The organism is Rhodanobacter koreensis (assembly GCF_054782855.1).
In genome coordinates, this window is sequence record NZ_BAAGRR010000011.1 from 82,494 (window position 1) to 103,843 (window position 21,350).

Sequence of the window (21,350 nt, forward strand, 5' to 3'; positions counted from 1 at the left end):
ATCGGAGTCCTGCATGCGCACCATCCTGTTCCGCCTGATCGGCATCCTCGAAATCGCCGGCGGCCTGTATGGCGTGGCGGCGATGCTGCATCGGCTGCTGCCGTTCGGTCCGGCCCACGAAAGCCTGATCGCCCTGCTCGGTCTGGCGCTGTACGGATTCGTGCTGGCCGCCGGCGTGCAGTTGCTCGACGGCAGCGACCGCGGCGTGCGCATGTCCGGCTGGGCGCAACTGCTGCAGCTGCCGCTGATCGCCCTCCCGTTCTTCAGCTATGGGCTGCACTGCGGCGCCTTCGTGAATGTGTTCGCCACGCTGCACGCCGCGCCGCGACTCGGCATCGACTGGTACTTCGGTAGCCAGGGCTTCGTGCTGGCGGCAGCCGGCCCGTCCGTTTCGCGGCTCGGCATCAACCTGCTGGCACTATTGTCATGGCTGGCGCTGCGCCTGCGCTGACACAGCGCTTCGCTCCCTTCCCTGCAAAGCCCCAAAAGAGGACTCCGCTTTGGTCGCAGGGAGGGGAATCGCAGCCACCAGCTATCATGCGCAGATGAATACTCCTGCTGCGTTACCTGTCATCCGCCTGAAATCCGATCGTGCCCCGGGCCATCCGTGGGTATGGTCGGCGCAGATCTACAAGCCGGAGCAGAAACTGCCACCGGGCAGCCTGGTCGAGGTTCACGACGCCAAAGGGCGCTTTGTCGGCCGCGCATTCTGGAACGGACATGCGCGCATCGCGCTGCGCCTGCTGGACACACATCCAGCTTCCATCATCGACGCCGACTGGATCGCCGCGCGCATCGCCCGCGCAGTGCAGCTGCGTCGCGACTGGCTGCAGCTCGACCAGGTCAGCGACGCCTGGCGCGTGGTGCACAGCGAAGGCGATGGCCTGTCCGGGCTGATTGTCGACCGCTACGCCGACATCCTGGTGATCGAATACTTCGCCGCTGGCATGTGGCGTTTCCGCGAGGCGATCCATGCCTCGCTGCTCAGCCACTTCCCCGGCGCGCAGCTGTACTGGTTCGCCGAATCGCATGTGCAGAAGCAGGAATCGTTCGATTGCCGCAGCCCCGACGTGCCCGCCGCGTTCGAGGTGCACGAGCACGGCCTGCGCTTCCACGCCGCACCGGGTTCGGGCCACAAGACCGGCTTCTTCGCCGACCAGCGCGACAACCGCCGCCGCTTCGCGGAACTGGCGAAGGGCCGCCGCGTGCTCGACCTGTGCTGCAACGCCGGCGGTTTCGCGGTGCATGCGATGGCCGCCGGCGCGCGCGAAGCGGTCGGCGTCGATCTGGATGCGGGTATCCTGGAGGTCGCCCGCGCCAACGCCGCCGCCAACAACGTTGCGGTGACGTTCGAACAATCCGATATCTTCGACTGGGTGCGTGCGGCCGTGGCACGCGGCGAACAGTACGACGCGGTAATCCTCGATCCGGCCAAGCTCACCCGCGATCGCAGCAAGGTGATGGATGCGCTGAAGAAGTACTTCGCGATGAACCGCATGGCGCTGGACATCATCCCGCCCGGCGGTCTGCTGCTGACCTGCTCGTGCACCGGTCTGGTCGGCGAAAGCGAATTCCTGGAAATGCTGCGCCGCGTGGCACTGAATGCCGGACGCGAGATTCAGGTACTGGAAGTGCGCGGCGCCGGTGCCGACCATCCGTTCCGCACCGATGTACCGGAAGGGCGTTACCTCAAGGCCGTGTTCTGCCGCGTGGATTGAGCGACCTGATCGCAGCGGGCGAGACAGCCTTGCGTAAACTCGCAGTCTGCATCACTGGATTCTCTTATGCCTGCCACTGAAATGCTGTTGATTGTTCTCATCATCGCCGTGCTTGTGGCTGGCGTGCTGCAAGTGATCGCGCTGCTGCGAGGACGCCGGAGTTACGACGATTCGCAGAAAGCCCTGGTTGATGCCAATGCGAGTTTGCGCGAAGTTTCATCAGAACTCGCACGAGCGCAAGCGCAGGCGGAACGCGCCCAGGCTCTCGAATTGGAAATGCGCGCTGCGACCGAAGAAATCACCGCCAAACGTGAAGATCTGGCCGGCAAATCGAGCCAGTTGGACGCGGTCGAAAAAGCCCTTGCGGTGGCGAATGCTCAGCTCATCGAGCTAACCGCTACCAATAAAAACATTGTCGAGAGTAAAGGCGCACTTCTCGAATCCAATGCACGACTTGAGCAGGAAGTGAAATCCGCAAAACAGCGGGAAATCGAAACAACCACGCTACTTGCAGGCGCGAAAGAGGAAATGGCCAAAGAGTTCAAAATCATGGCCAATACCTTGCTCGAGGAGAAGGGCGCAAAGCTGACAGAGCAACAGAGATCCACTCTTTCCACGTTGCTTGATCCCTTCAACGAGACTCTCAAGGATTTCAAAGGCAAGGTTGAGTCCGCGCGCGAAGCGGATGTCGCTGCAAGAGCAGGTCTGATCGCTCAGATTCTCGAGCTTACGAAGTTGAACCAGGATATAGGCGCCAAAGCCCAATCCCTTACGAATGCCTTGCGCGGTGAAAGCAAGACGCGCGGCATATGGGGGGAAGCAGTGTTGCAACGTATTCTGGAACTAGCCGGGCTACGCGAAGGTATGGAGTTCCGGACCCAGGTGAGCCACAAAGTCGAAGGCACCGATGAGCGACGCGTTCCTGACGTCGTGCTGGACCTTCCGCAAGATCGTTCCATCGTAATTGATGCGAAAGTCTCTTTGGTTGCCTATGAGCGCTTCGTCTCTTCAAGCGGCGATGAACAAGTACGCATGGCGGCCCTGGACGATCATTCAGCATCTATCAAAAGGCATATCCAAGATCTGTCAAAGAAAAACTACCCTTCGCTTTACAACCTAAAAAGTGTGGACTTCACACTTCTCTTTGTACCTATCGAAAGCGCATTAATGGCTGCAAGCGAAGCCGATCCCAATCTTGCTCAATACGCTCTCGAACGTCACGTCGCCCTCGTGTCACCCAATACGTTGTTTACCGTTCTGCGCACAATCGAGTACATCTGGCGTGTGGACAAAACAACACGCAGCATGGAAGAGATCGTCAAGCGTGGAGGGTTGATGTACGACGCCGCTGTGCGGTTCAGCGAGCATGTCGTGTCCATCAACGATGCACTTGGCAAGGCGACCATAGCTGCGCAGTCAGCCGAGAAAGCACTGATCAACCCCAGGAATGGTCTGGTGCGTCAGGCCGAGCAACTGCGCGACCTTGGCATCAAACCGAAGAAGTCCATGCCGAAGAGACTCTCCTCGAATAGCGATGGTACAAAACCGACTGATTCTCTTGATAGCGGACTTGAGCACGACAGCAGCGACACCGATAACGAAGCTGACGAGGAAGCATGAACGAACCGCGACGACCGTTGACCGAGCATCGTCGCCGACTCGATCTGCTGACGGATGAACTTGCGCGGCTGCGACAGGCGTTGCCGCCACGCGACCGCCTGATTGTTGGTCTGGTCCATGCACTACGCGCCGTGCTCGCCGCGAGCCTGGGCTATTTCACCGCCCTCGAACTGGGCCTCGGGCAAGGTTTCTGGGCCGCGATCACCGCGATCTCGGTCAGCCAGAGCAGCTACGCGGAAGTGCGCAGTTCTTCGCGCGACCAGTTTGTCGGCGCGATGATCGGTGGCCTGATCGGGCTGGGCGCCGCCATGCTCGGGCACGATCACTACCTGGCTTACGTACTGGCGGTGATCGCCGGCATGCTGCTTTGCTCGGTGTTCGACCTGGGTGCGGCCGGCCGCATCAGCGGCATCACCACCACGATCATCATGCTGGTACCTCACAGTGGTGCGTTCTGGCAGTTCGCCCTGTTCCGGCTCGGCGAAGTCACCCTGGGGGCTGCCGCTGCGCTGCTGGTCACGCTCGCGTTCGGCGTGCTGGAACGGCGCCTGTTCGACAAACTCCCCTCCCGATAAAGGGCCCCATAAAGGGCTCGCCATTCCATCGACGAGTGCGGCCGCTACACTATCGCTCTGTCTGACCCCCAAGGACTCCCCATGAGCAAGCAGCCACCGGACACCGGCGTCACCCAGCAACAGGCCGAAGATGCCGTGCGTGTACTGCTGCGCTGGGCCGGTGAAGATCCGGCACGTGAAGGCTTGCTCGACACGCCGAAGCGGGTGGTCAAGGCGTACCGCGACTGGTTCTCCGGCTACGAGTCCGATCCTGGCGACTACCTGCGCCGCACCTTCAAGGAAGTGGAGGGCTACGACGAGATGGTGGTGTTGCGCGACATCGAGTTCGAGAGCCACTGCGAGCACCACATGGCACCGATCATCGGCCGCGCCCACGTGGGTTACCTGCCGACCAACCGCGTGGTCGGCATCAGCAAGCTGGCCCGCGTGGTCGAGGGTTTCGCGCGCCGCTTTCAGGTGCAGGAGAAACTCACCGCGCAGATCGCCCACTGCATCCAGGAAACCCTGCAGCCGGCCGGCGTGGCGGTGGTGGTCGACGCCAGCCACGAATGCATGACCACCCGTGGCGTGCACAAGCGCGGCGTGTCGATGGTGACCAGCCAGATGCTCGGCACTTTCCGCGACGACGCGCGCACCCGCGCGGAATTCCTGCAGTTCATCGGCATCCACGGCAGCAGTCGTTGATGCGTCGCCTCGTCATCGCTGCGGCCCTGCTCCTGCCGCTGGTCGCGTTCGCGCAGGATTCGCGTGCGGATTACCTCAAGCTGTTCGACACCAATGGCGACGGCAAGGTGAGCGAGGCCGAATACGTGGCCTACATGAGCCAGGGTTTCGAGCGCATGGACACCAACCACGATGGTGTACTGGAAACCAGCGAACTGCCCGGCGGCCGCGGCAAACCGATCACGCTGAAGGAATACCAGGGCAATCTGCGCCGGCAATTCCACAAGCTCGACCGCCACCACCACGGTTACCTCAATGCGCAGGAACTGACCGCGCCGCCACAGGGCTGAAGATGCACGCGCCGCAAGGCGCGCGCATCACTCCTGTGTCAGGCCGAAATCGCCAGCCGCTCGGAGCGGTACAGCTGAATCGTCGCCAGCAGTGCGAGCAGCGCAGCCGCAAGGCTCCCGAGCAGGCACAGACCGATCTGCTCCACGTTGACGCCGTCGCCGCGCAGCAACTGCATGATGCCGAGGTTCTGGCCCAGCAGCGGCACCGCATACATCCAGGCCTGCGCCTTGATCGGCATGAACGACAGCAGCGCACTGGGAATCAGCGGCACCAGCATCAGCAGCGAGATGTAGGTCTGCGCTTCGCGGTAGCTCTTGGCGAACGCCGCCACCATCGACTGCAGCGCGGACAGCAGCAACACCAACGGCAGCATCAGCAACAGCACGTACGTCGCAAAGTGCAGGCCCAGGTCCAGCTCCATGCCGATCTTCTCGGCGGGGATGAACTGGCCCACCACGGCAAACGCGAGCAAGGTGATCAGCAGGCTGGCGGTGGAGAACACCGAGATCGCCGCCAGCTTGCCGCACAGGATTTTCCAGCGTGCCACCGGATTGGCGAACAGCGGCTCCAGCGACTGCCGCTCGCGCTCGCCGGCGGTGAGGTCGATGGCCAGGTACATGCCGCCCATGAAGACGGTGATCACGAAGAAGTACGGCAGCATCGCGAACATCAGTACCGCACGCGACTGCGGCGTGGCCTGATCGCGCTTGGCAACCTGCAATGGCCATGCGGTACTCGGCGACATCCCGCGTGCGACCAGCCGCAGCACACCTTGCTGGCGGCTGTAGTTCTCGACCAGGGTGCTTACCCGCTCCACCGAGGTATTGGCATCGCGCTGCGAGGAGTCGTAGAACAGCTCCACCTGCACCGGTTCGCCCTTGCGCCAAGCCTTGCCGTAGCCGGGTGCAATGCGCAGTACCACGTCGGCGTCCTGCTTGCGCACGACCTGGGCCGGATCGGCCACCGGCGCGCCCGGCACCACGCCGCCGGCCTTGAGCGCATCGACCAGGTTCGGCGCGTACTCGGCACCGATCACCGGTACCGGCAGCGATTTCTCGGCCTTGTCCAGCTCACGGTTGAGAGTGACATTGAGCAGCATCACGAACAGCACCGGACCGAGCAGCGGGCCGGTGAGGAAGGCGCTGATCAGGGTGCGCCGGTCGCGCAGATTCTCCTTCACTTCCTTCAGGAACACGGTGAGGAAGGTACGGCTGCGATTCACTTTCTTTGTACCGGCATTCATGCGGCCAGGCCCTCGTCGGTACCGATGATCTTCACGAACGCATCCTCCAGGTTGTGCTCACCGGTCTGCGCGCGCAGCGCATCCGGCGACTCGTCGGCCACCACGCGACCATGCGCGATCACCACGATGCGGTCACACAGCGCCGCCACCTCCTGCATGATGTGGCTGGAAAAAAGCACGCAACGGCCTTCGTTCTTGAGCTTCTGCATGAACTGGCGCAATGCCCGCGTCGCCATCACGTCGAGGCCGTTGGTCGGCTCGTCGAGGATCACGTTGCGCGGGTCGTGCACCAGGGCACGGGCGATCGCCGTCTTTACCCGCTGCCCCTGCGAGAAACCCTCGGTACGACGCTCGGCGATGTCGCCCATCTCCAGTGCCTTGATCAGCGCATCACGGCGACTCGCCAGCAGATCCTCCGGCAGGCCGTGCAGACGTCCGAAATAGTCGATGTTCTCGCGCGCGCTCAATCGCTTGTACAGGCCCCGCGCATCCGGCAGCACGCCCAGTTCGCGACGCACGCCGAGCGGATCGATTGCCGCGTCGATGCCATCCACCAGCACCTGGCCGCTGTCGGGATTCATCAGCGTGTAGAGCATGCGCAGCGTGGTGGTCTTGCCGGCGCCGTTGGGGCCGAGCAGGCCGGTGATCTCGCCATCGCGGGCAGTGAAACTGACGCCATCGACGGCTTTCACTGCGCCGAAGGCCTTGTGCAGATCCCTGACTTCGATCACGAGATGTCACTCCGGTTGAGGCATGCGTCCGGACCGGCCATGAGCAGCGACAGCGTGGCCAGCATCGGCAGCAGGACAAGGGAAAGGAACACGGGCGCCTTGAGCACGGCCGCAGCAAGAATGGCCGCGGCCCAAAGCATGGCATTCGCCAGCACGTAGCGTTTTTTCATGACGCTGCTCCTCAAGGGGTTGAACCGTTGAAATCAATGAAGATCGGGGTGGGCTGCAACCGACCCAGGCACGTCGCATCCAGCGTCTTGGGATCGAGCTTCTCGACGAAATGCTGGACCAGCTGCGGCGTGCAACCGGCCGCCAGCACACTGTGGCCCTGCCCCTTGAGCACCAGCACGCGTGCCTTCGGCAGGCCTTTCGCCACTTCCTCGGCATAGCGTGGCGGCGTCACCGGATCGTATTGCCCCGCCAGCAACAGGACCGGTTTGTCGGTTTTCAGCGGCTGATGGAAGTCTGCCGGGCGCGTGCCCTTCGGCCACACCGAGCAGACCGCCTTGAGCGCGTCGATCATATGCGTGCCGAGGATGGTGTTGGCATCCTGCGGGCGTGGCGTGAGCAGGTCGGCGTCCTCGGCACAGATCACCGAATACTGCATGCCGCTGCCCATCAGCTCGGTCAGGGCACCAGACAGGATCTTCGCCTGACCCAGCAACGGACCAACATCACCGTGTGCAGCCGCGTCGATCGACAGTGGCAGCAGCGCAGCCGTCTCCGGCTTGTAAGCGAACATGCGCACCACGCTGGCCAGCGCATTCTCGTTAAGCACCCGCTTGACCGTCTGGTAACTCTCGGGATCGCGGAAGCTGACTTCATGAGGATTGGCACGCAAGGCATCGCGCAGCTGGTACAGCGTCTGGTCCGGATCCCCGAACTGTTTTTTGCACGCCGGTTCGGCGGTGCAGCGCGCAAACTGCGCCTTCAGGGCGTCGTCCAGATTCCGCGCAAAGTCCTCGCCCAGTGCCAGCGAGTTCGGCACCACACTGTCCAGCACCACGCTGCGCACGGCGTCCGGATAACGCATCAGGTATTGCTGCGCCATTCGCGTGCCGTACGACACCCCGACCAGATCGAACTGCGGCGAGCCGAGCGCCTGGCGCACGTCCTCCAGATCCTGCGCCGCGATCGTGGTGGTGTAGAAACGCGGATCGGCCCGGTCAGCCAGCTGCTTCAGGCAATCGGCCGCCGCCGCGCGCATCTTGCCGGCATCGAGGCTGTCGTCGTCATCGGGCATGGCTGCTTCGTCCGACTCCTTGCAGCTCAATGCGTTGGAGCCACCCGTACCGCGCTGGTCGAGCAGCAGCACATCACGGTGGACGCGCAAAGGGTCCAGCATCGTGGCGATCGCACCCGCCGCATTGGTGGCCGCCTCGCCTGGACCGCCGGCGAGGAAGACGAGCATGTCCCTGCTCGACACCTGCGCACGGGAACGAAGCAGCGCCAGCTTCAGCTTGATCGTGCGGCTGTGCGGATCGGCGCGGTTTTCCGGCACCGGAAACATCGTGCACCACGCCGCCGTGCTCAGGCCGCTGTTCGGCTGGCTCAACTGGCATGCGGTCAACGTCACCGTACCCAGTTTCCACGTCTGCGGCTTGGCCGGCGGCAATGTGGCGGCTGCCGTCGTGGTTTTCTGTATGCCGGCTGCAACCGGTGCCGCGGTCTGTTGGGGATGCTGGAACTGCTTCCACGCCAGCACCCCCAAGGCCACGACGACCACGCCGATGCGCATCGCGGTACGTCCCTTCAATGCCATGCCTTACTCCTCACCCGGTACAAAAATCGATTCGATCGGACGGCCAAACAGTTTCGCCAGCTTGAACGCCAGCGGCAGGCTGGGATCGTACTTGCCTGTCTCGATCGCGTTGATGGTCTGCCGCGACACCTCCAGCCGCTCGGCCAGATCCGCCTGCGACCAGCCCTGCTCGCTGCGCAGCTCGCGTACGTGGTTATTCATTGGCGTTCGCCGACATCCGGCGGCAACTCGGCATCACGATGCCTCGCGGCCGCCACGGTGCTGCCTGCGCCAGCGCAATACGGCCAGCACGACGGCCCATGCGCCGAGTGCCGCACTCATGCCACACAACATGCCGAGCTGGTAATCGCTCATCTGATGACGCCCCAGCCCGGCGATCGCCGCAATCACCAGCGCAACAAGCAGCAGGCGCCAGTGCACGGCCACACCGTTGTCGCACATCACATCGGAGCTGCCACCGTAGCGGCGACTGGCCCAGCCGCGCCCGAAGGCATACACCACTACCAGGATCGGCCATACCCAGATCAGGATCGCGCCATCCAGCTTGATGATGCCCGCCGCGGCAAGGAAGCCGCCGACCAGGCTGAGCGTGCTCACCACCGTGGCCGCCACCGCCAGGCCGATCAGGTGGATGCGCTGCTCCAGCTCGTCGCTGCCCAGCACCAGCCGCACCATCGCACGCACCACGAACAGCACCGGCACCACCGGCAACAACGCAAGCACGACTTCCAGTAACGCGTTGTGCACCTTCGGCAGCAACGGCCACAGCAGGAACATGATCGCGACATAGGCCGCCATCGCCGGCCAGAACTCGCGCTGATAGCGCTGATGGATGGAACGGGGCTTGTTCAAGGACAACTCCGATTGTGCATGTCAAGCAACCTTGACATTCGCAGCGTACGGAGTGCTTCCAGTCGTGTCAAGCACGCTTTACATTTGCCCTGGATTTACCACATTCGCAACTTTTTGCGTGTGGCTCGCGTGAATCTTTTGCTCACAATAGGTGACGTGGTTCGCACTTTTAGCTGCCATAATTTGTCAGGGATGACCTACAGCGCGGGCCAAACGCCCGCCACGCCGGTACGTCAGCCCTTTGCCAACGGCAGGGGAGCCGATGGTAATCGTTTACATCCAGAGCTTGGCACACAGCTTGCTTTTCCCCCATCGACCAGCCACGCGCAAGGCTGCAGTCGGGGTGGTGCAGTAGCGCGACCACATTGTCCACAGCGCGTCGACCCAGTTAACAACCCAACATCCTGAAAGGAAATACGCATGAACAAGACTCTTCTCTCCGCCGCCTTCGCCACGCTCAGCGCGCTGGCCTTGGCGCCAACCGCCCAGGCGGCTGCCAACACCGGCACCATCAATATCACCGGCAAGGTGGTCGCGGACACCTGCCAGCTCAACGTCAATGGCACTCAAAATGGCACCGTGACCCTGCCCACCGTGACGACAGCGACCCTGAACACTTCTGTCGGCACAGTCGCAGGCGCCACAGCCTTTAACCTCACCCTCACCAGCTGCGATACATCGGCCACCTCGGCATCGCTGAATTTCAGCACCGGCGCCAACAACGACGCTGCCACTGGCAACCTCAAGAACACCGGCACCGCCGGCACCAACGTCGAGGTTCAGCTGCTGAACGGCGGTACTAGCGGCAGCGCCATCAACGTGGCCAGCAACGCCAATGCTCCCGCCAATATCGCGCTCACCAGCGGCTCATCGGGCACCATCGCCATGGCTGCCCAGTACTACACCAAAGCAACGACAGTGGTAGCCGGTACGGTCAGCACCAACGCCACCGTTACCTTCTCGTACCAGTAAGCAAGTAAGCGGCGCTGCGTGCCGCAGCCACCCTTGGCTGCGGCACGCCTTCTCGCCCCGTCTCCGACACCGCACCTGGCCAGACCCAGCAGGGACACTCTTGATGAAAAGCCTCTTCTGCAGCGTGGGCGTAGCCTTGGTAGCGCTCGTCGTCGGCATCGGCCCTGCCCATGCCAGCGTCGTCATCGCAGGCACCCGCGTGGTGTTTCCTGCCCAGCAGGGCGAAGTCACCGTGCGCCTGACCAACGACGGCGACCATCCCGCCTTGGTTGAGGCATGGATCGACGAAGGCGACCTCAATTCCACGCCGGACAGCGCCAAGTCGCCATTCCTGATCACGCCGCCGCTGTTCCGCATGGAATCAGGCAAGGATCAGAACCTGCGGCTCATCTACACCCAGGGCTCCCAGCCACTGCCGACCGACCGCGAGTCGCTGTTCTGGCTGAATGTGCTGGAGATCCCGCCCAAGCCCAGCGGCGCGCAGTTTGCCGGCCGCAACTATCTGCAGTTCGCGATACGGTCGCGGCTGAAATTGTTCTACCGCCCTCCCAGTCTGCAGGGCGATGCGCTGAAGGCGCCCGACAAACTGGTCTTCAAGGCTGCCGCCGGCCAAGGCGCGGCGCTGGAAGTACATAACCCCACGCCGTATTACGTCACGATCAGCAAGCTTTCGTTCGGCGCCGACAGCAAACCGCTCGACGGAGCGAGTGGCATGGTCGCACCGTTCGGCGACCTGCACTTGACCCTGAAGGGTCTCGCGCAGGCACCGTCCGCCGGCACGTCGGTGGTGTTCACCGCCATCAACGATTACGGCGGTATCGACGCGCACAAGGGCACCGTAGCGCCATGACAATGGCACGGCGCGCCATGCTTCAGCACCCGACCGGGCGCCATACGGCGCTCGTGTTGGCGTGCGGCATGGCGTTGGCCGTCGCCACGGGCTGGCCTCGCCCGACCTGGGCGGCAGCCTCAGCAGCTGCGGATGGCGCGACCGCCGATGCCAGCGCCAGCGGTGGCTTCGCCGATTTCGACCGCAGCATGCTGCCCGGCGCCGGGCACGACACCGCCGACCTCTCGCGCTTCGAGCACGGCAACCCCGTGATGCCCGGTGTCTACAACCTCGACGTCTATCTCAACAAGAACTGGATGGGGCGCATGGACGTGCGCTTCGCCGCACCGTCCCCCGGCGCCAACGCCGTGGCCTGCGTCAGCACCGCGCTGCTCGATCGCATGGGCCTGGTGCCCGCCAAGGCCGATGCCGCGGCGGCTGCGAAACTGTCGTCGCCGTCCGACTGCGTGAACCTGGGTGACCTGATTCCCGGCGCCACGCTGTCTTTCGACATGTCCGACCTGCGCATGGACGCCAGCGTGCCGCAGGCCTACATGAACCAGCGGCCGCGCGGCTGGGTCAACCCGGCGTCGTGGGACGCGGGCGTACCGGCGTTCCTGCTCAACTACAACTTCGACAGCTACCACAGCACCAGCGGCGGGCAAAGCCAGACCAGCACCTACCTGGGCTTGCGTTCCGGCTTCAACATCGGCCTCTGGCAGTTCCGGCAGGACAGCACCGGCACGCTGCAATCGGGCACCAACCAGCCCAGCCAGCATCACTGGCACAACATCGATGCCTACGTGCAGCGTGCGCTGCCCAGTCTGGGCGCCGTGCTGAGCCTGGGCGACAGCTACACCGACGGCGCCGTGTTCGACAGCTACGGCCTGCGCGGCGTGCAACTGGCCACCGACGACCGCATGCTGCCGCAGTCGCTGCGCGGTTACGCGCCGGTGGTACATGGCGTGGCCTACACCAACGCCAAGGTCACGGTGACCCAGAACGGCGTGCAGATCTACCAGACCACCGTCGCGCCCGGCCCGTTCGTGCTCAACGACCTTTATCCCACCGGCTACGGCGGTGACCTGGTCGTGAACGTGACGGAAGCCGATGGTCGCCAGCACAGCTTCACCGTGCCCTACGCCTCGGTGGCACAACTGATGCGCCCCGGCGTCACTCGCTTCGACATCGCCGCCGGACAACTGCGCGATACCACCCTGCAGAACCGGCCCGACGTGATCCAGGCCGCAGTGCAGCACGGCTTCAGCAACCGACTCACCGGCTACGCCGGCGTGCAGGGTTCGGACGGCTACGCCGCTGTACTGGTCGGCGGTGCGCTCAACACACCCTACGGCGCATTGGCGCTGGATATCACCCACGCCCACGCGAACATTCCCGGCTACGGCACCTACGACGGCCAGAGTTTCCGCGTCAGCTACAGCAAGATCATCCCGGAAACCAACACCTCGCTGAGCGTGGCCGCCGACCGCTATTCAACCAGCGGCTTCCTGAGTCTGAGCGACGCCGAAGCCGCACGCGATTACGCCAGCCACGGCTTGAATGCACTGCAGTACCAGCCGACCAACCAGCAGATGATCGACGGGCTGCCCGCGCAGAGTCTGCTCACGCCAGCCCAGCTCGCGGCACTGAGCGGGACCGCCTACAACGTCAACAATCTCTACACCGCGCATGGCCTGCTGCAGCAGCGCAACCGCTTCACCCTGACGCTCAATCAGCAGCTGGGAAGCAGCGGTGGTTCGCTATACGCCAACGCCTCGATCAACGACTACTGGAACCGCAGCGGCAACGACACGCAGTTCCAGATGGGCTACAACAACCATTTCGGGCGTCTTACTTACGGCGTTTCCGTGAGCCGCGGACGCACGGAACTGGGCGGTTACGACAACCAGGTTTCCTTCAATGCCAGCCTGCCGCTGGGCGACACTCCGCATGCGCCAAGCCTCTCGTTCAACCTCAACCACGACACCAACAGCGGCTCGCAGGAACAGGCCACCGTCAACGGTACGCTGGGCCAGTGGAACCAGTTCACCTATGGCGCCACCGCCTCGCACGGCAGCAACGATACCGGCAGCTCCTACAGTGCAAATGCCGGCTACAACAGCCCCTACGCCACGCTCAACGCCAGCATTGGCAACGGCAGCGGCTACTCGCAGGCATCCTTCAACGCCAGCGGCGCGGTGGTTATGCACCAGGGCGGCATCACCTTCGGTCCGCCGATGGGCGACACCGTGGCCATCGTGCATGTACCCGGCGCATACGGCGCGCACATTACCAATGCACCGGGCCTGAGCGTAGACCGCTCCGGCTATGCACTGGTGCCCTATCTCACGGCCTACCAGCTCGATACCATCCAGATCGACCCCCAAGGCCTGCCGCTGGGCGTGCAACTAGACGCCACCAGCGCACAGGTGGCGCCATATGCCGGCGCGGTGGTGATGGTGGACTTCAAGAGCAAGGCCGGTCGCGCACTGATCGCACGCATCCGCATGTCCGATGGCAAACCGGCGCCGTTCGGGGCACAGGTGTTCGATGCCACGGACGAAGCGTTGGGCGTGGTCGGACAGGGTGGCTTGACGCTGCTGCGCGGCGTCGGCCCACGCGGCAGACTCAACGTCCAGTGGAATGATGAGCAAGGCGTGGCGCACGCTTGCGCATTCCCATACACACTGCCCAAGCCCGGCAAGGGTGCGACGGCGTATCAGCAGATCCAGGCCACGTGCGTCGCGGACAATACCGCAGCACAGCCGCAGAAGGAGGATGGAGCATGATCGAGCGTGCAACCGTCAGCACGGCGCCCCTGCATCGCGCATCCTGCCATGCAGTTGGACGACAAACGGCAACCGCTGCGGTCCAGGCACATCCATGGCATCGCGCCGGCTATAGCTACAGGCAGTTGGCGGTACTTCTGCTGGCCATGGTTGCGCTGGCTCTGTCTGGCCGTGCCCACGCCAATTGCACCAACTCCAACAATCCCGGCACGGTGACGTTCTCACCACCTGGTGGCCAAATTACGCTGTCAAGCACCGGCACTGCCATAGGTACCGTCCTGTGGACGTCGTCACAAGCGACTCCTGCAAACTACCCCACCCTCACCTGCACGGGCGCCACCAACAATGGCGTCGTCAGCAGCTACGGGGCGCCCGTTGGCAGCGACGACACCCTCTATCCAACCAATCTTTCGTGGCTGTCCTTTCGGATTCTGCATCCGGATACATCCTCCCCCTTGTCAGCCTATCCGAACAATGCGTCCGTACCGACAGGAAGTGTTGCCTTCAGCGTAGCTTCTGCTTTGCAACTGGTGGTGACCGGCATCATCCCCCAAGGTCAGCAAGGCAGCACACAGCAAATGACAATCCCGGCTGGACAGCTTGCGCAGTGGAATGTCGACATGACAAACGGCGCCAAGCCTGTTGAAATTTTCAAGATAACCAACATCAAGTTTGTCATTCCCACCTGCACGGCGGCTGTCGATCCCACTGTAGTGACGCTTTCTGCGGTAAGCGCCACGGCTTTTACCGGCAACGGCAGCACTGCCGGCCAACAACCGTTCCAAGTGCAATTGAACTGCGTCTCCGGTGCCAATCTCAGTATCACCCTGAGCACAACCAACGGTTTCGGCGCCAAGACGCTCGGCGTGATCAGCAACACCACCGGCGCAGGCTACGCGACGAATGTAGGCGTGCAGATCCTCCAACAGAACGGTAGCACCGCTGTTACCTTCGACAAGGCAATCTCCGAGGGCGCCACTCAGGACGGCACCATGAACCTGCCCTTTTTCGCGCGGTACTATCAGACCTCCAACAGCACAGTGACAGTCGGTCAGGTCAGTGCCACGGCCACCTATACGCTGACCTATAACTAATCCTATGTGTTGCTCAATTGCCGCCAAGACGATCGGGGCGACACCTAACGGAGCCGCCTCAGTGGGCTACTTTGCGCGCTTCTACCAGACCAGAGACACCGATAGCGCAAGCCTGCTCAGCACTACGGCGACATCCACACTGCGGCATCAGTAGATGCTTCCGCTCAATCGCATGTGCGGACAACTATTCCCACCGTGCCGCCAGCAACAGCTGCGTAGCTGGCGAAATAAACCAACAGCCGATCATTGGCGATAGTCACGAGGCTGGCCACCGTGCGCGAATAGGAACGGCCCGCACCTGCAGGGGGCTGGTCGCATGTCAGGCGCCCCGCCCATCATGGTTCGGCTGTAATCGGTTTGCCGTACCGGCATCAATACCAGTTTGACTTTCACCATCAGAAACATGTGCATGACATATCGGCAATGTTACGCAGACATAGTGCTTGCACGGATACGGCTACACGAGGCCGTAGCGTCCACAGAACGTGGCAGCATCAGCTTCAACTTGGCGGCGCGCGTCCCTGTTCAAGCATGCTGGTGGCGACCGGCACCGACTGATCAATGCTTACTCAAAAGTCTGGGTGACGAGCCTTGCCGTCGCCTCGTTGCCTGCAGCTTTCATATAACCGGCAAAGTAGTCGAGCACCCGATCGTGATTGATCGTGGCCGCATCGAGGTTGACGACGGTGAGCGAGTAGAACCGGCCAGAGTCGGCGCTCGTCCGGGCGCTGTTACACGCGAAACGATGCGGCGTGGCAATGCTGCTCGAAGGCATCAGTGCATCGGCACCTATGCTGGCGGCACTGGCCGCACAAGTCGCCTCGACGATGGTCCCTTCGAATGTGATCCGTCCGCCTGATGCACCCATCGACCCGCTTGCCGCAGCTATCCGCGGGATGCATAGCATTCCGACAACGGTGGCAACACCTACGCACAACCAGCCGATCGACCACTTCATATCGCACCTCGCGATACCCCGTGGCTATTACGGGGTACCTAAGCGCTATCGGTCTGACGCAACCGAACCTTTAGAGGTGAAATCAACTCTGTGCTCGGTTACGCATGAGAAATGCGAACCAGATCACGTTTTGATGGGAGAACGGGGATGTTGTCGAAATACATCTGATGACGGCGTGAAGCGATCACTCGGCTGATTGACCACTTGGCCTATCGGGATAGTTCGAGCCGTGAACTGGCGCGAACGATGTATGCGGCAATGCTGCTCAGCGCGACGAGATGTATTTCTCGCGCCGGATCTGCGGCACCGGCAGGCCGAACTCCTTCAGCACGGTGAAGGCCGCGTCAACCATGTTCGGGTTGCCGCATAGATAAGCGATGTCGCGCTCGGCGCTGGGACCGAGTTCCGCAAGCACGTTCTGCACGTGGCCGCTGCGATCCGTGCTGCGCGGCGTGGCGCGTGGCTGACGGCTGAGGCAGCCGTGGAAGATGAAGCCGGGATGTTGCTGCGCGAACGCTTCGAACTGTTCGCCATAGAGCAGCTCGGCTTCGGTGCGGGCGCCGTACAACAGCACCACCTCGCGACCGCCTTTCGCCAGCAGTTTCCCGATCTGCGGCAGCATCGCGCGGTACGGGGTGACGCCGGTACCGGTGGCGAGCAGCAGGTAACGCGGATGGACGTCCGCGTCCTGCAGGCAGAAACGGCCGTAGGGCCCGCTGGCGTCGATGATGCCGCCATTTTCGAGATCGCCCAGCAACCGGGTCGCCGCACCACCGTCGACATAGCTCACCGCGATCTCGATGCGTTGCACCGGTGAGCTGCCATCGCCCACAGTGGCCACCGAGTAGCTCCGCTTGGTCGCGGTGCCGTCGTCGTAGTGGAAGTGGATCTGCAGGAACTGACCAGGCATGAATGCCAGCGGTTGGTCGTCAGCACGCTCGAACACGAGATGACGCACGCTGGGCGCCAGCATGTGGCTGTCGACGAGGCGTAGCTGGAAGTGGTCGGCCATGTAGCGGATTCCGGGAAACAGTGAGTGCGCCGGCAAGAGCCTGTCGGGCTTGGGGTGGTCGAGGCGAAAATGCGGCTGCGCGAAGACAGATTTTCGCCGATTTGCCGACCCATGGTGGTTCCATGGGTCAAGAAGCGACGGAAATATGGATCGCGTAGGCGAATTTGCAGCCCGGCCAACCCAAGCCCGGCAGGCTCTCAGCCCGGGCAGTGGCATCAAGCCCGCTATAATAGGTGGCTGCGAGCCACCAACCAAGTTGCAGGGCACGCTCGGCTACCCGTTTTGTCGGTGTCGCCATGCCCATGCGGCTGGTTTTCCTCGGCTTTCCCTCACCCGGCGCCATCCATGACCTCCACACCCGCACTCGTTGTCGACAACCTGCGCAAGACGTACAGCAACGGCGTGGAGGCCCTCAAAGGCATCTCGCTGACCGTACAGCCCGGCGATTTCTTCGCCCTGCTCGGCCCCAACGGTGCCGGCAAATCCACCCTGATCGGCATTCTGTCCTCGCTGGTGAACTCCAGCGGCGGCGACGCGCAGGTGTTCGGAGTGTCGGTGAACAGGCAGCGCAGCGAGGCGATGAGGCTGATCGGCCTGGTGCCGCAGGAGATCAACTTCAACCAGTTCGAGAAGCCGTTCGACATCTGCGTCAACGAGGCGGGTTTCTACGGCATCCCGCGCAAGATCGCCGCCGAGCGCGCGGAAAAGTACCTGAAGGAGCTGCGCTTGTGGGACAAGGCGCAGATGCAGGCGCGCACCTTGTCCGGCGGCATGAAGCGGCGCCTGATGATCGCCCGCGCGATGATGAACGAGCCGAAGCTGCTGATCCTCGACGAGCCGACCGCCGGCGTGGACATCGAGATCCGCCGTTCGATGTGGCAGTTCGTCAGCGGCATCAATGCGGCCGGCACCACGGTGATCCTGACCACGCATTACCTGGAGGAAGCCGAGTCGCTGTGCCGCAATATCGCGATCATCGACCACGGCACGATCATCGAGAACACCACGATGAAACGTCTGCTGGCGACGCTCGACGTGGAGACCTTCGTGCTCGACGTGGCGGCGATGCCGGACGAGCTGCCCAGCGTGCCCGGCGTCACCCTGCGACGTCATGACGAGCATACGCTGGAAGCCGAGATGGCCCGTTCGCACGACCTCAACTCGCTGTTCGCGACGCTGTCCGCGCACGGCATCACGGTAACTTCGATGCGCAACAAGACCAACCGGCTGGAGGAGCTGTTCGTGCGACTGGTAGAGAATGGTCGACAAGAGCCAGGCCGACAGGAGCCGGGCCGCAACGGTCAGGAGAAAGTGGCATGAGCAATACCGCTGCCAACCTGGTCGCCCTCAACACCATCGTGCGCCGCGAGATCGTGCGCATCATGCGCATCTGGACGCAGACGCTGATCCCGCCGGCGATCACCATGACGCTGTACTTCGTGATCTTCGGCAAGCTGATCGGCAGCCGTATCGGCACGATCCAGGGCGGTTTCAGCTACATGCAGTACATCGTGCCCGGCCTGGTGATGATGAGCATCATCACCAACAGCTACGGCAACATTTCCAGCTCGTTCTTCGGCGCCAAGTTCAGCCGCGCGGTGGAGGAGATGCTGGTGTCGCCGATGCCGAACTGGGTGATCCTGCTCGGCTACGTCTCCGGTGCCGTGGCACGCGGGCTGGTGGTCGGCGTGCTGGTGCTGCTGATCGCACTGTTCTTCACCAATCTGCAGGTAGTGCATCCGCTGATCACCTTCGCCTCGGTGCTGCTCGGCGCCACGATCTTCTCGCTGGCCGGTTTCGTCAACGCGGTGTACGCGAAGAAGTTCGACGACATCGCGCTGGTGCCGACCTTCGTGCTTACCCCGCTCACCTATCTCGGCGGCGTGTTCTATTCGGTGAACATGCTGGCCGAGCCCTGGCAGGCAATCTCGCGAGTCAACCCGATCCTGTACATGGTCAATGCGTTCCGCTTCGGCGTGCTTGGCATCAGTGATGTCAACGTGGGCGTGGCGTTCGTGGTGATGCTGGGCTTCGTGGTCGGACTGTCGATCGTGGCGCTGCAATTGCTCAAGCGCGGCGTCGGGCTGCGTTCCTGATTTTTTGCTCGTCATCCCGGCGAAAGCCGGGATCCAGTGACTCCACAATCAACACGAACGACGCTGGATTCCAGCTTGCGCTGGAATGACGAATTCCTCGTATTCGTTCAAGGTTGTTCGCCCATGCGCGTCAACAAATACATCAGCGAAGCCGGCCTGTGCTCGCGCCGCGAGGCCGATGAGCTGCTGATTGCCGGCCGCGTCAGCATCAACGGCGAGATCGTCTCGACCGGCGCCAAGGCATTGGAAGGCGACGAGGTGCGCGTGGATGGCGAGATCGTGCGTGCGCGCATCCTCGCCGCCACGCCGGCGGCGAAGAAGGCGGTGTATATCGCGCTGAACAAGCCGATCGGCATCACCTGCACCACCGATCACGGCGTCGACGGCAATATCGTGGACTTCGTCGACCATCCGCAGCGGATCTTCCCGATCGGGAGACTGGATAAAGACTCCGAGGGTCTGATCCTGCTCACCAGCAACGGCGACATCGTCAACGAGATCCTGCGCGCCGAAAACGGCCACGAAAAGGAATACCTGGTCGCGGTGAACAAGGCGGTCACCGACGAATTCCTCGCCGGCATGGCCAAGGGCGTGCGCATCCACGGCCAGATGACCCAGCCCTGCCGCGTGCGCCGCATCGCGAAGTTCGGCTTCTCGATCGTGCTGACCCAGGGCCTGAACCGGCAGATCCGACTGATGGCTGCGGCGTTCGGCTACCGCGTGACCCAGCTGCGCCGCGTGCGCATCGTCAACGTGAAGCTGGCCCACTTGAAGGTCGGCCAATGGCGCAACCTCACCGAAGCGGAATTGAAGGGGCTGCTGCCCGGCCGTACGCAGTGGTGAAACACGGCAATTGCATTGGTTGAGAAGTCGTCATTCCCGCATCTACGGGAATGACGGCAAAAGCGGCACGTGACAAGCAGGTCGCAGGCTGCCAGCAGTACTCCGAACTACGCCGCCGGCAGGCTCTGCAGATCCCAGCGCGGATGGACCTCAACCGATTCGCCCTGATGCTGACCGCCGGCCAACCGGATCGCGCCGGCCAGCGCGATCATCGCGCCGTTGTCGGTGCAGAAATCCAGTCGCGGGAAATAGACCTGGAAACCGTCCTTCGCGCCGGCAGCCGCCAGCTCGCTGCGCAATCTTCGGTTCGCGCCGACGCCGCCGGCGATCACCAGCCGGTGCGCGCCGCTGGCCTGCAGGGCGCGTCTGCACTTGATGATCAGCGTGTCGACGATCGCCTCCTCGAATGCGCGGGCGATGTCGGCGCGGGTCTGTTCGCCCTGATCCGACTTCTGCCAGGCCAGCAACACCTGGGTCTTCAGGCCGGAGAAGCTGAAATCCAGCCCGGGCCGGTCGGTCATCGGCCGGGAGAAGCGGAACGCGCCGGCACGGCCCCGTTCGGCCAGCTTGGCCAACGCCGGGCCACCGGGGTACGGCAGGCCCATCAGCTTGGCGGTCTTGTCGAACGCCTCGCCGGCGGCGTCGTCCAAGGTGTCGCCGAGGATGGTGTACTGGCCGATCGCCTTCACCTCGACCAGCATGGAATGGCCGCCGGACACCAAAAGGGCCACGAATGGCGGTTCCGGCGGGTTGTTCTCCAGCAACGGCGCCAGCAGATGACCTTCCATATGGTGGACGCCGATCGCGGGGACGCCCAGCGCCCAGGCCAGCGCACGCCCGGCCGAGGCACCCACCAGCAAGGCGCCGACCAGGCCGGGCCCGGCGGTATAGGCCACGCCGCCCAGATCCTGCACGGTCAGGCCGGCCTGGGCCAGCGCCTCGCGGATCAGCGGCAGCAGCTTGCGCACATGGTCGCGGCTGGCCAGTTCCGGCACCACCCCGCCGTAATCGGCATGCAGCTTGATCTGGCTGTAGAGGGTATGTGCCAGCAGGCCACGACCCGGGGCATCGGGCTCCCAGCGCAGCAGGGCCACGCCGGTTTCGTCGCAGGAGGTCTCGATGCCCAGCACCGGGCCTATTACCGGCCTGTTCGCCGGCTTTGAAAATTCTGTGATATCCACGGTATAATTCGCGGCTCGCCCTATTTGACAGTCCCGTACAAGCGGGCAGATTACCACTCGG

At 63.1% G+C, this 21,350-nt stretch carries 22 protein-coding genes; 13 read left to right on the plus strand and 9 right to left on the minus strand.

Features of this window, described 5'->3' with window-relative positions:
- Positions 1-13 precede the first annotated feature (13 nt).
- From ACYVKM_RS12690 to ACYVKM_RS12715, 6 genes are all read left to right on the plus strand, one after another.
- Positions 14-451, plus strand: coding sequence for a hypothetical protein (locus ACYVKM_RS12690; protein ID WP_460877976.1), 438 nt, complete (start codon positions 14-16; stop codon positions 449-451).
- A gap of 94 nt (positions 452-545) precedes the next feature.
- The gene (locus tag ACYVKM_RS12695) at positions 546-1,718 is read left to right on the plus strand and encodes a class I SAM-dependent rRNA methyltransferase (protein WP_460877977.1); all 1,173 of its coding nucleotides are present in this window, start codon (positions 546-548) and stop codon (positions 1,716-1,718) included.
- Between the two features lie 66 nt (positions 1,719-1,784).
- Positions 1,785-3,338, plus strand: coding sequence for a DNA recombination protein RmuC (locus tag ACYVKM_RS12700; protein ID WP_460877978.1), 1,554 nt, complete (start codon positions 1,785-1,787; stop codon positions 3,336-3,338).
- Positions 3,335-3,913 carry an FUSC family protein gene (locus ACYVKM_RS12705; protein ID WP_460877979.1) on the plus strand — a complete coding sequence of 193 codons (579 nt, stop codon included), beginning with the start codon at positions 3,335-3,337 and terminating at the stop codon, positions 3,911-3,913. The genes ACYVKM_RS12700 and ACYVKM_RS12705 overlap by 4 nt, the downstream gene beginning before the upstream one ends.
- An 81-nt stretch (positions 3,914-3,994) precedes the next feature.
- Positions 3,995-4,597 (plus strand): GTP cyclohydrolase I FolE, encoded by a 603-nt coding sequence (folE, locus tag ACYVKM_RS12710; protein ID WP_460877980.1) that lies wholly within the window; start codon positions 3,995-3,997, stop codon positions 4,595-4,597.
- A complete protein-coding gene (locus ACYVKM_RS12715; protein ID WP_460877981.1) occupies positions 4,597-4,926 on the plus strand; it encodes an EF-hand domain-containing protein in 330 nt (109 codons plus the stop codon). Before folE ends, ACYVKM_RS12715 begins: the two co-directional genes overlap by 1 nt.
- A gap of 38 nt (positions 4,927-4,964) precedes the next feature.
- Here ACYVKM_RS12715 and ACYVKM_RS12720 read toward each other — a convergent pair whose 3' ends face one another.
- From ACYVKM_RS12720 to ACYVKM_RS12745, 6 genes are read right to left on the minus strand one after another with little or no spacing between them, the layout of a single operon-like run.
- Complete coding sequence (locus tag ACYVKM_RS12720) at positions 4,965-6,170, minus strand: ABC transporter permease (protein ID WP_460877982.1); 1,206 nt, start codon at positions 6,168-6,170, stop codon at positions 4,965-4,967.
- Entirely contained in the window at positions 6,167-6,901 is a 735-nt protein-coding gene (locus tag ACYVKM_RS12725; RefSeq protein ID WP_460877983.1) for an ABC transporter ATP-binding protein, read from the minus strand. Before ACYVKM_RS12725 ends, ACYVKM_RS12720 begins: the two co-directional genes overlap by 4 nt.
- Positions 6,898-7,071 carry a hypothetical protein gene (locus ACYVKM_RS12730; RefSeq protein WP_460877984.1) on the minus strand — a complete coding sequence of 58 codons (174 nt, stop codon included), beginning with the start codon at positions 7,069-7,071 and terminating at the stop codon, positions 6,898-6,900. Before ACYVKM_RS12730 ends, ACYVKM_RS12725 begins: the two co-directional genes overlap by 4 nt.
- Before the next feature lie 11 nt (positions 7,072-7,082).
- Positions 7,083-8,663, minus strand: a complete 1,581-nt coding sequence (locus ACYVKM_RS12735; protein WP_460877985.1) for an alpha/beta hydrolase — start codon at positions 8,661-8,663, stop codon at positions 7,083-7,085.
- 3 nt (positions 8,664-8,666) lie between these two features.
- Complete coding sequence (locus ACYVKM_RS12740) at positions 8,667-8,864, minus strand: helix-turn-helix transcriptional regulator (RefSeq protein WP_460877986.1); 198 nt, start codon at positions 8,862-8,864, stop codon at positions 8,667-8,669.
- Between the two features lie 33 nt (positions 8,865-8,897).
- A complete protein-coding gene (locus tag ACYVKM_RS12745) occupies positions 8,898-9,515 on the minus strand; it encodes a hypothetical protein (protein WP_460877987.1) in 618 nt (205 codons plus the stop codon).
- Between the two features lie 420 nt (positions 9,516-9,935).
- Between ACYVKM_RS12745 and ACYVKM_RS12750 the strand changes: the two genes are divergently transcribed.
- From ACYVKM_RS12750 to ACYVKM_RS12765, 4 genes are all read left to right on the plus strand, one after another.
- Positions 9,936-10,487 carry a fimbrial protein gene (locus tag ACYVKM_RS12750; RefSeq protein ID WP_460877988.1) on the plus strand — a complete coding sequence of 184 codons (552 nt, stop codon included), beginning with the start codon at positions 9,936-9,938 and terminating at the stop codon, positions 10,485-10,487.
- Positions 10,488-10,590: 103 nt separating this feature from the next.
- Positions 10,591-11,337 carry a fimbrial biogenesis chaperone gene (locus ACYVKM_RS12755; protein WP_460877989.1) on the plus strand — a complete coding sequence of 249 codons (747 nt, stop codon included), beginning with the start codon at positions 10,591-10,593 and terminating at the stop codon, positions 11,335-11,337.
- Between the two features lie 68 nt (positions 11,338-11,405).
- Positions 11,406-14,105 (plus strand): fimbria/pilus outer membrane usher protein, encoded by a 2,700-nt coding sequence (locus tag ACYVKM_RS12760; RefSeq protein WP_460877990.1) that lies wholly within the window; start codon positions 11,406-11,408, stop codon positions 14,103-14,105.
- The gene (locus ACYVKM_RS12765) at positions 14,102-15,199 is read left to right on the plus strand and encodes a fimbrial protein (RefSeq protein WP_460877991.1); all 1,098 of its coding nucleotides are present in this window, start codon (positions 14,102-14,104) and stop codon (positions 15,197-15,199) included. Before ACYVKM_RS12760 ends, ACYVKM_RS12765 begins: the two co-directional genes overlap by 4 nt.
- 565 nt (positions 15,200-15,764) lie before the next feature.
- Here the strand turns inward: ACYVKM_RS12765 and ACYVKM_RS12770 are convergent.
- Complete coding sequence (locus ACYVKM_RS12770) at positions 15,765-16,157, minus strand: hypothetical protein (RefSeq protein WP_460877992.1); 393 nt, start codon at positions 16,155-16,157, stop codon at positions 15,765-15,767.
- 265 nt (positions 16,158-16,422) lie between these two features.
- Complete coding sequence (locus tag ACYVKM_RS12775) at positions 16,423-17,169, minus strand: FAD-binding oxidoreductase (protein WP_460877993.1); 747 nt, start codon at positions 17,167-17,169, stop codon at positions 16,423-16,425.
- A 345-nt stretch (positions 17,170-17,514) separates the two neighbouring features.
- On the opposite strand from ACYVKM_RS12775, the gene ACYVKM_RS12780 reads away from it, so the two are divergent.
- The 3 genes from ACYVKM_RS12780 (at position 17,515) to ACYVKM_RS12790 (ending at position 20,108) form a co-directional block, all read left to right on the plus strand.
- Positions 17,515-18,489: an ABC transporter ATP-binding protein gene (locus ACYVKM_RS12780; protein ID WP_460877994.1), complete on the plus strand. Its 975-nt coding sequence runs from the start codon at positions 17,515-17,517 to the stop codon at positions 18,487-18,489.
- Positions 18,486-19,265, plus strand: a complete 780-nt coding sequence (locus ACYVKM_RS12785) for an ABC transporter permease (protein WP_460877995.1) — start codon at positions 18,486-18,488, stop codon at positions 19,263-19,265. Before ACYVKM_RS12780 ends, ACYVKM_RS12785 begins: the two co-directional genes overlap by 4 nt.
- A 123-nt stretch (positions 19,266-19,388) precedes the next feature.
- Complete coding sequence (locus ACYVKM_RS12790; protein ID WP_460877996.1) at positions 19,389-20,108, plus strand: pseudouridine synthase; 720 nt, start codon at positions 19,389-19,391, stop codon at positions 20,106-20,108.
- 107 nt (positions 20,109-20,215) lie between these two features.
- Here the strand turns inward: ACYVKM_RS12790 and tsaD are convergent, their stop codons facing one another.
- On the minus strand, positions 20,216-21,289 hold the full coding sequence (gene tsaD, locus ACYVKM_RS12795) for a tRNA (adenosine(37)-N6)-threonylcarbamoyltransferase complex transferase subunit TsaD (RefSeq protein WP_460877997.1): 1,074 nt from the start codon (positions 21,287-21,289) through the stop codon (positions 20,216-20,218).
- Positions 21,290-21,350: the final 61 nt, after the last annotated feature.

Coding starts and splice junctions, on each gene's coding strand:
- ACYVKM_RS12780 (WP_460877994.1), top strand. CDS start 17,515: ATGACCTCCACACCCGCACTCGTTGTCGACAACCTGCGCAAGACGTAC.
- folE (WP_460877980.1), top strand. CDS start 3,995: ATGAGCAAGCAGCCACCGGACACCGGCGTCACCCAGCAACAGGCCGAA.
- ACYVKM_RS12705 (WP_460877979.1), top strand. CDS start 3,335: ATGAACGAACCGCGACGACCGTTGACCGAGCATCGTCGCCGACTCGAT.
- ACYVKM_RS12750 (WP_460877988.1), top strand. CDS start 9,936: ATGAACAAGACTCTTCTCTCCGCCGCCTTCGCCACGCTCAGCGCGCTG.
- ACYVKM_RS12740 (WP_460877986.1), bottom strand. CDS start 8,864: ATGAATAACCACGTACGCGAGCTGCGCAGCGAGCAGGGCTGGTCGCAG.
- ACYVKM_RS12735 (WP_460877985.1), bottom strand. CDS start 8,663: ATGGCATTGAAGGGACGTACCGCGATGCGCATCGGCGTGGTCGTCGTG.
- ACYVKM_RS12700 (WP_460877978.1), top strand. CDS start 1,785: ATGCCTGCCACTGAAATGCTGTTGATTGTTCTCATCATCGCCGTGCTT.
- ACYVKM_RS12720 (WP_460877982.1), bottom strand. CDS start 6,170: ATGAATGCCGGTACAAAGAAAGTGAATCGCAGCCGTACCTTCCTCACC.
- ACYVKM_RS12690 (WP_460877976.1), top strand. CDS start 14: ATGCGCACCATCCTGTTCCGCCTGATCGGCATCCTCGAAATCGCCGGC.
- ACYVKM_RS12775 (WP_460877993.1), bottom strand. CDS start 17,169: ATGGCCGACCACTTCCAGCTACGCCTCGTCGACAGCCACATGCTGGCG.
- ACYVKM_RS12770 (WP_460877992.1), bottom strand. CDS start 16,157: ATGAAGTGGTCGATCGGCTGGTTGTGCGTAGGTGTTGCCACCGTTGTC.
- ACYVKM_RS12695 (WP_460877977.1), top strand. CDS start 546: ATGAATACTCCTGCTGCGTTACCTGTCATCCGCCTGAAATCCGATCGT.
- ACYVKM_RS12730 (WP_460877984.1), bottom strand. CDS start 7,071: ATGAAAAAACGCTACGTGCTGGCGAATGCCATGCTTTGGGCCGCGGCC.
- ACYVKM_RS12755 (WP_460877989.1), top strand. CDS start 10,591: ATGAAAAGCCTCTTCTGCAGCGTGGGCGTAGCCTTGGTAGCGCTCGTC.
- ACYVKM_RS12760 (WP_460877990.1), top strand. CDS start 11,406: ATGGCGTTGGCCGTCGCCACGGGCTGGCCTCGCCCGACCTGGGCGGCA.
- ACYVKM_RS12785 (WP_460877995.1), top strand. CDS start 18,486: ATGAGCAATACCGCTGCCAACCTGGTCGCCCTCAACACCATCGTGCGC.
- ACYVKM_RS12790 (WP_460877996.1), top strand. CDS start 19,389: ATGCGCGTCAACAAATACATCAGCGAAGCCGGCCTGTGCTCGCGCCGC.
- ACYVKM_RS12765 (WP_460877991.1), top strand. CDS start 14,102: ATGATCGAGCGTGCAACCGTCAGCACGGCGCCCCTGCATCGCGCATCC.
- ACYVKM_RS12715 (WP_460877981.1), top strand. CDS start 4,597: ATGCGTCGCCTCGTCATCGCTGCGGCCCTGCTCCTGCCGCTGGTCGCG.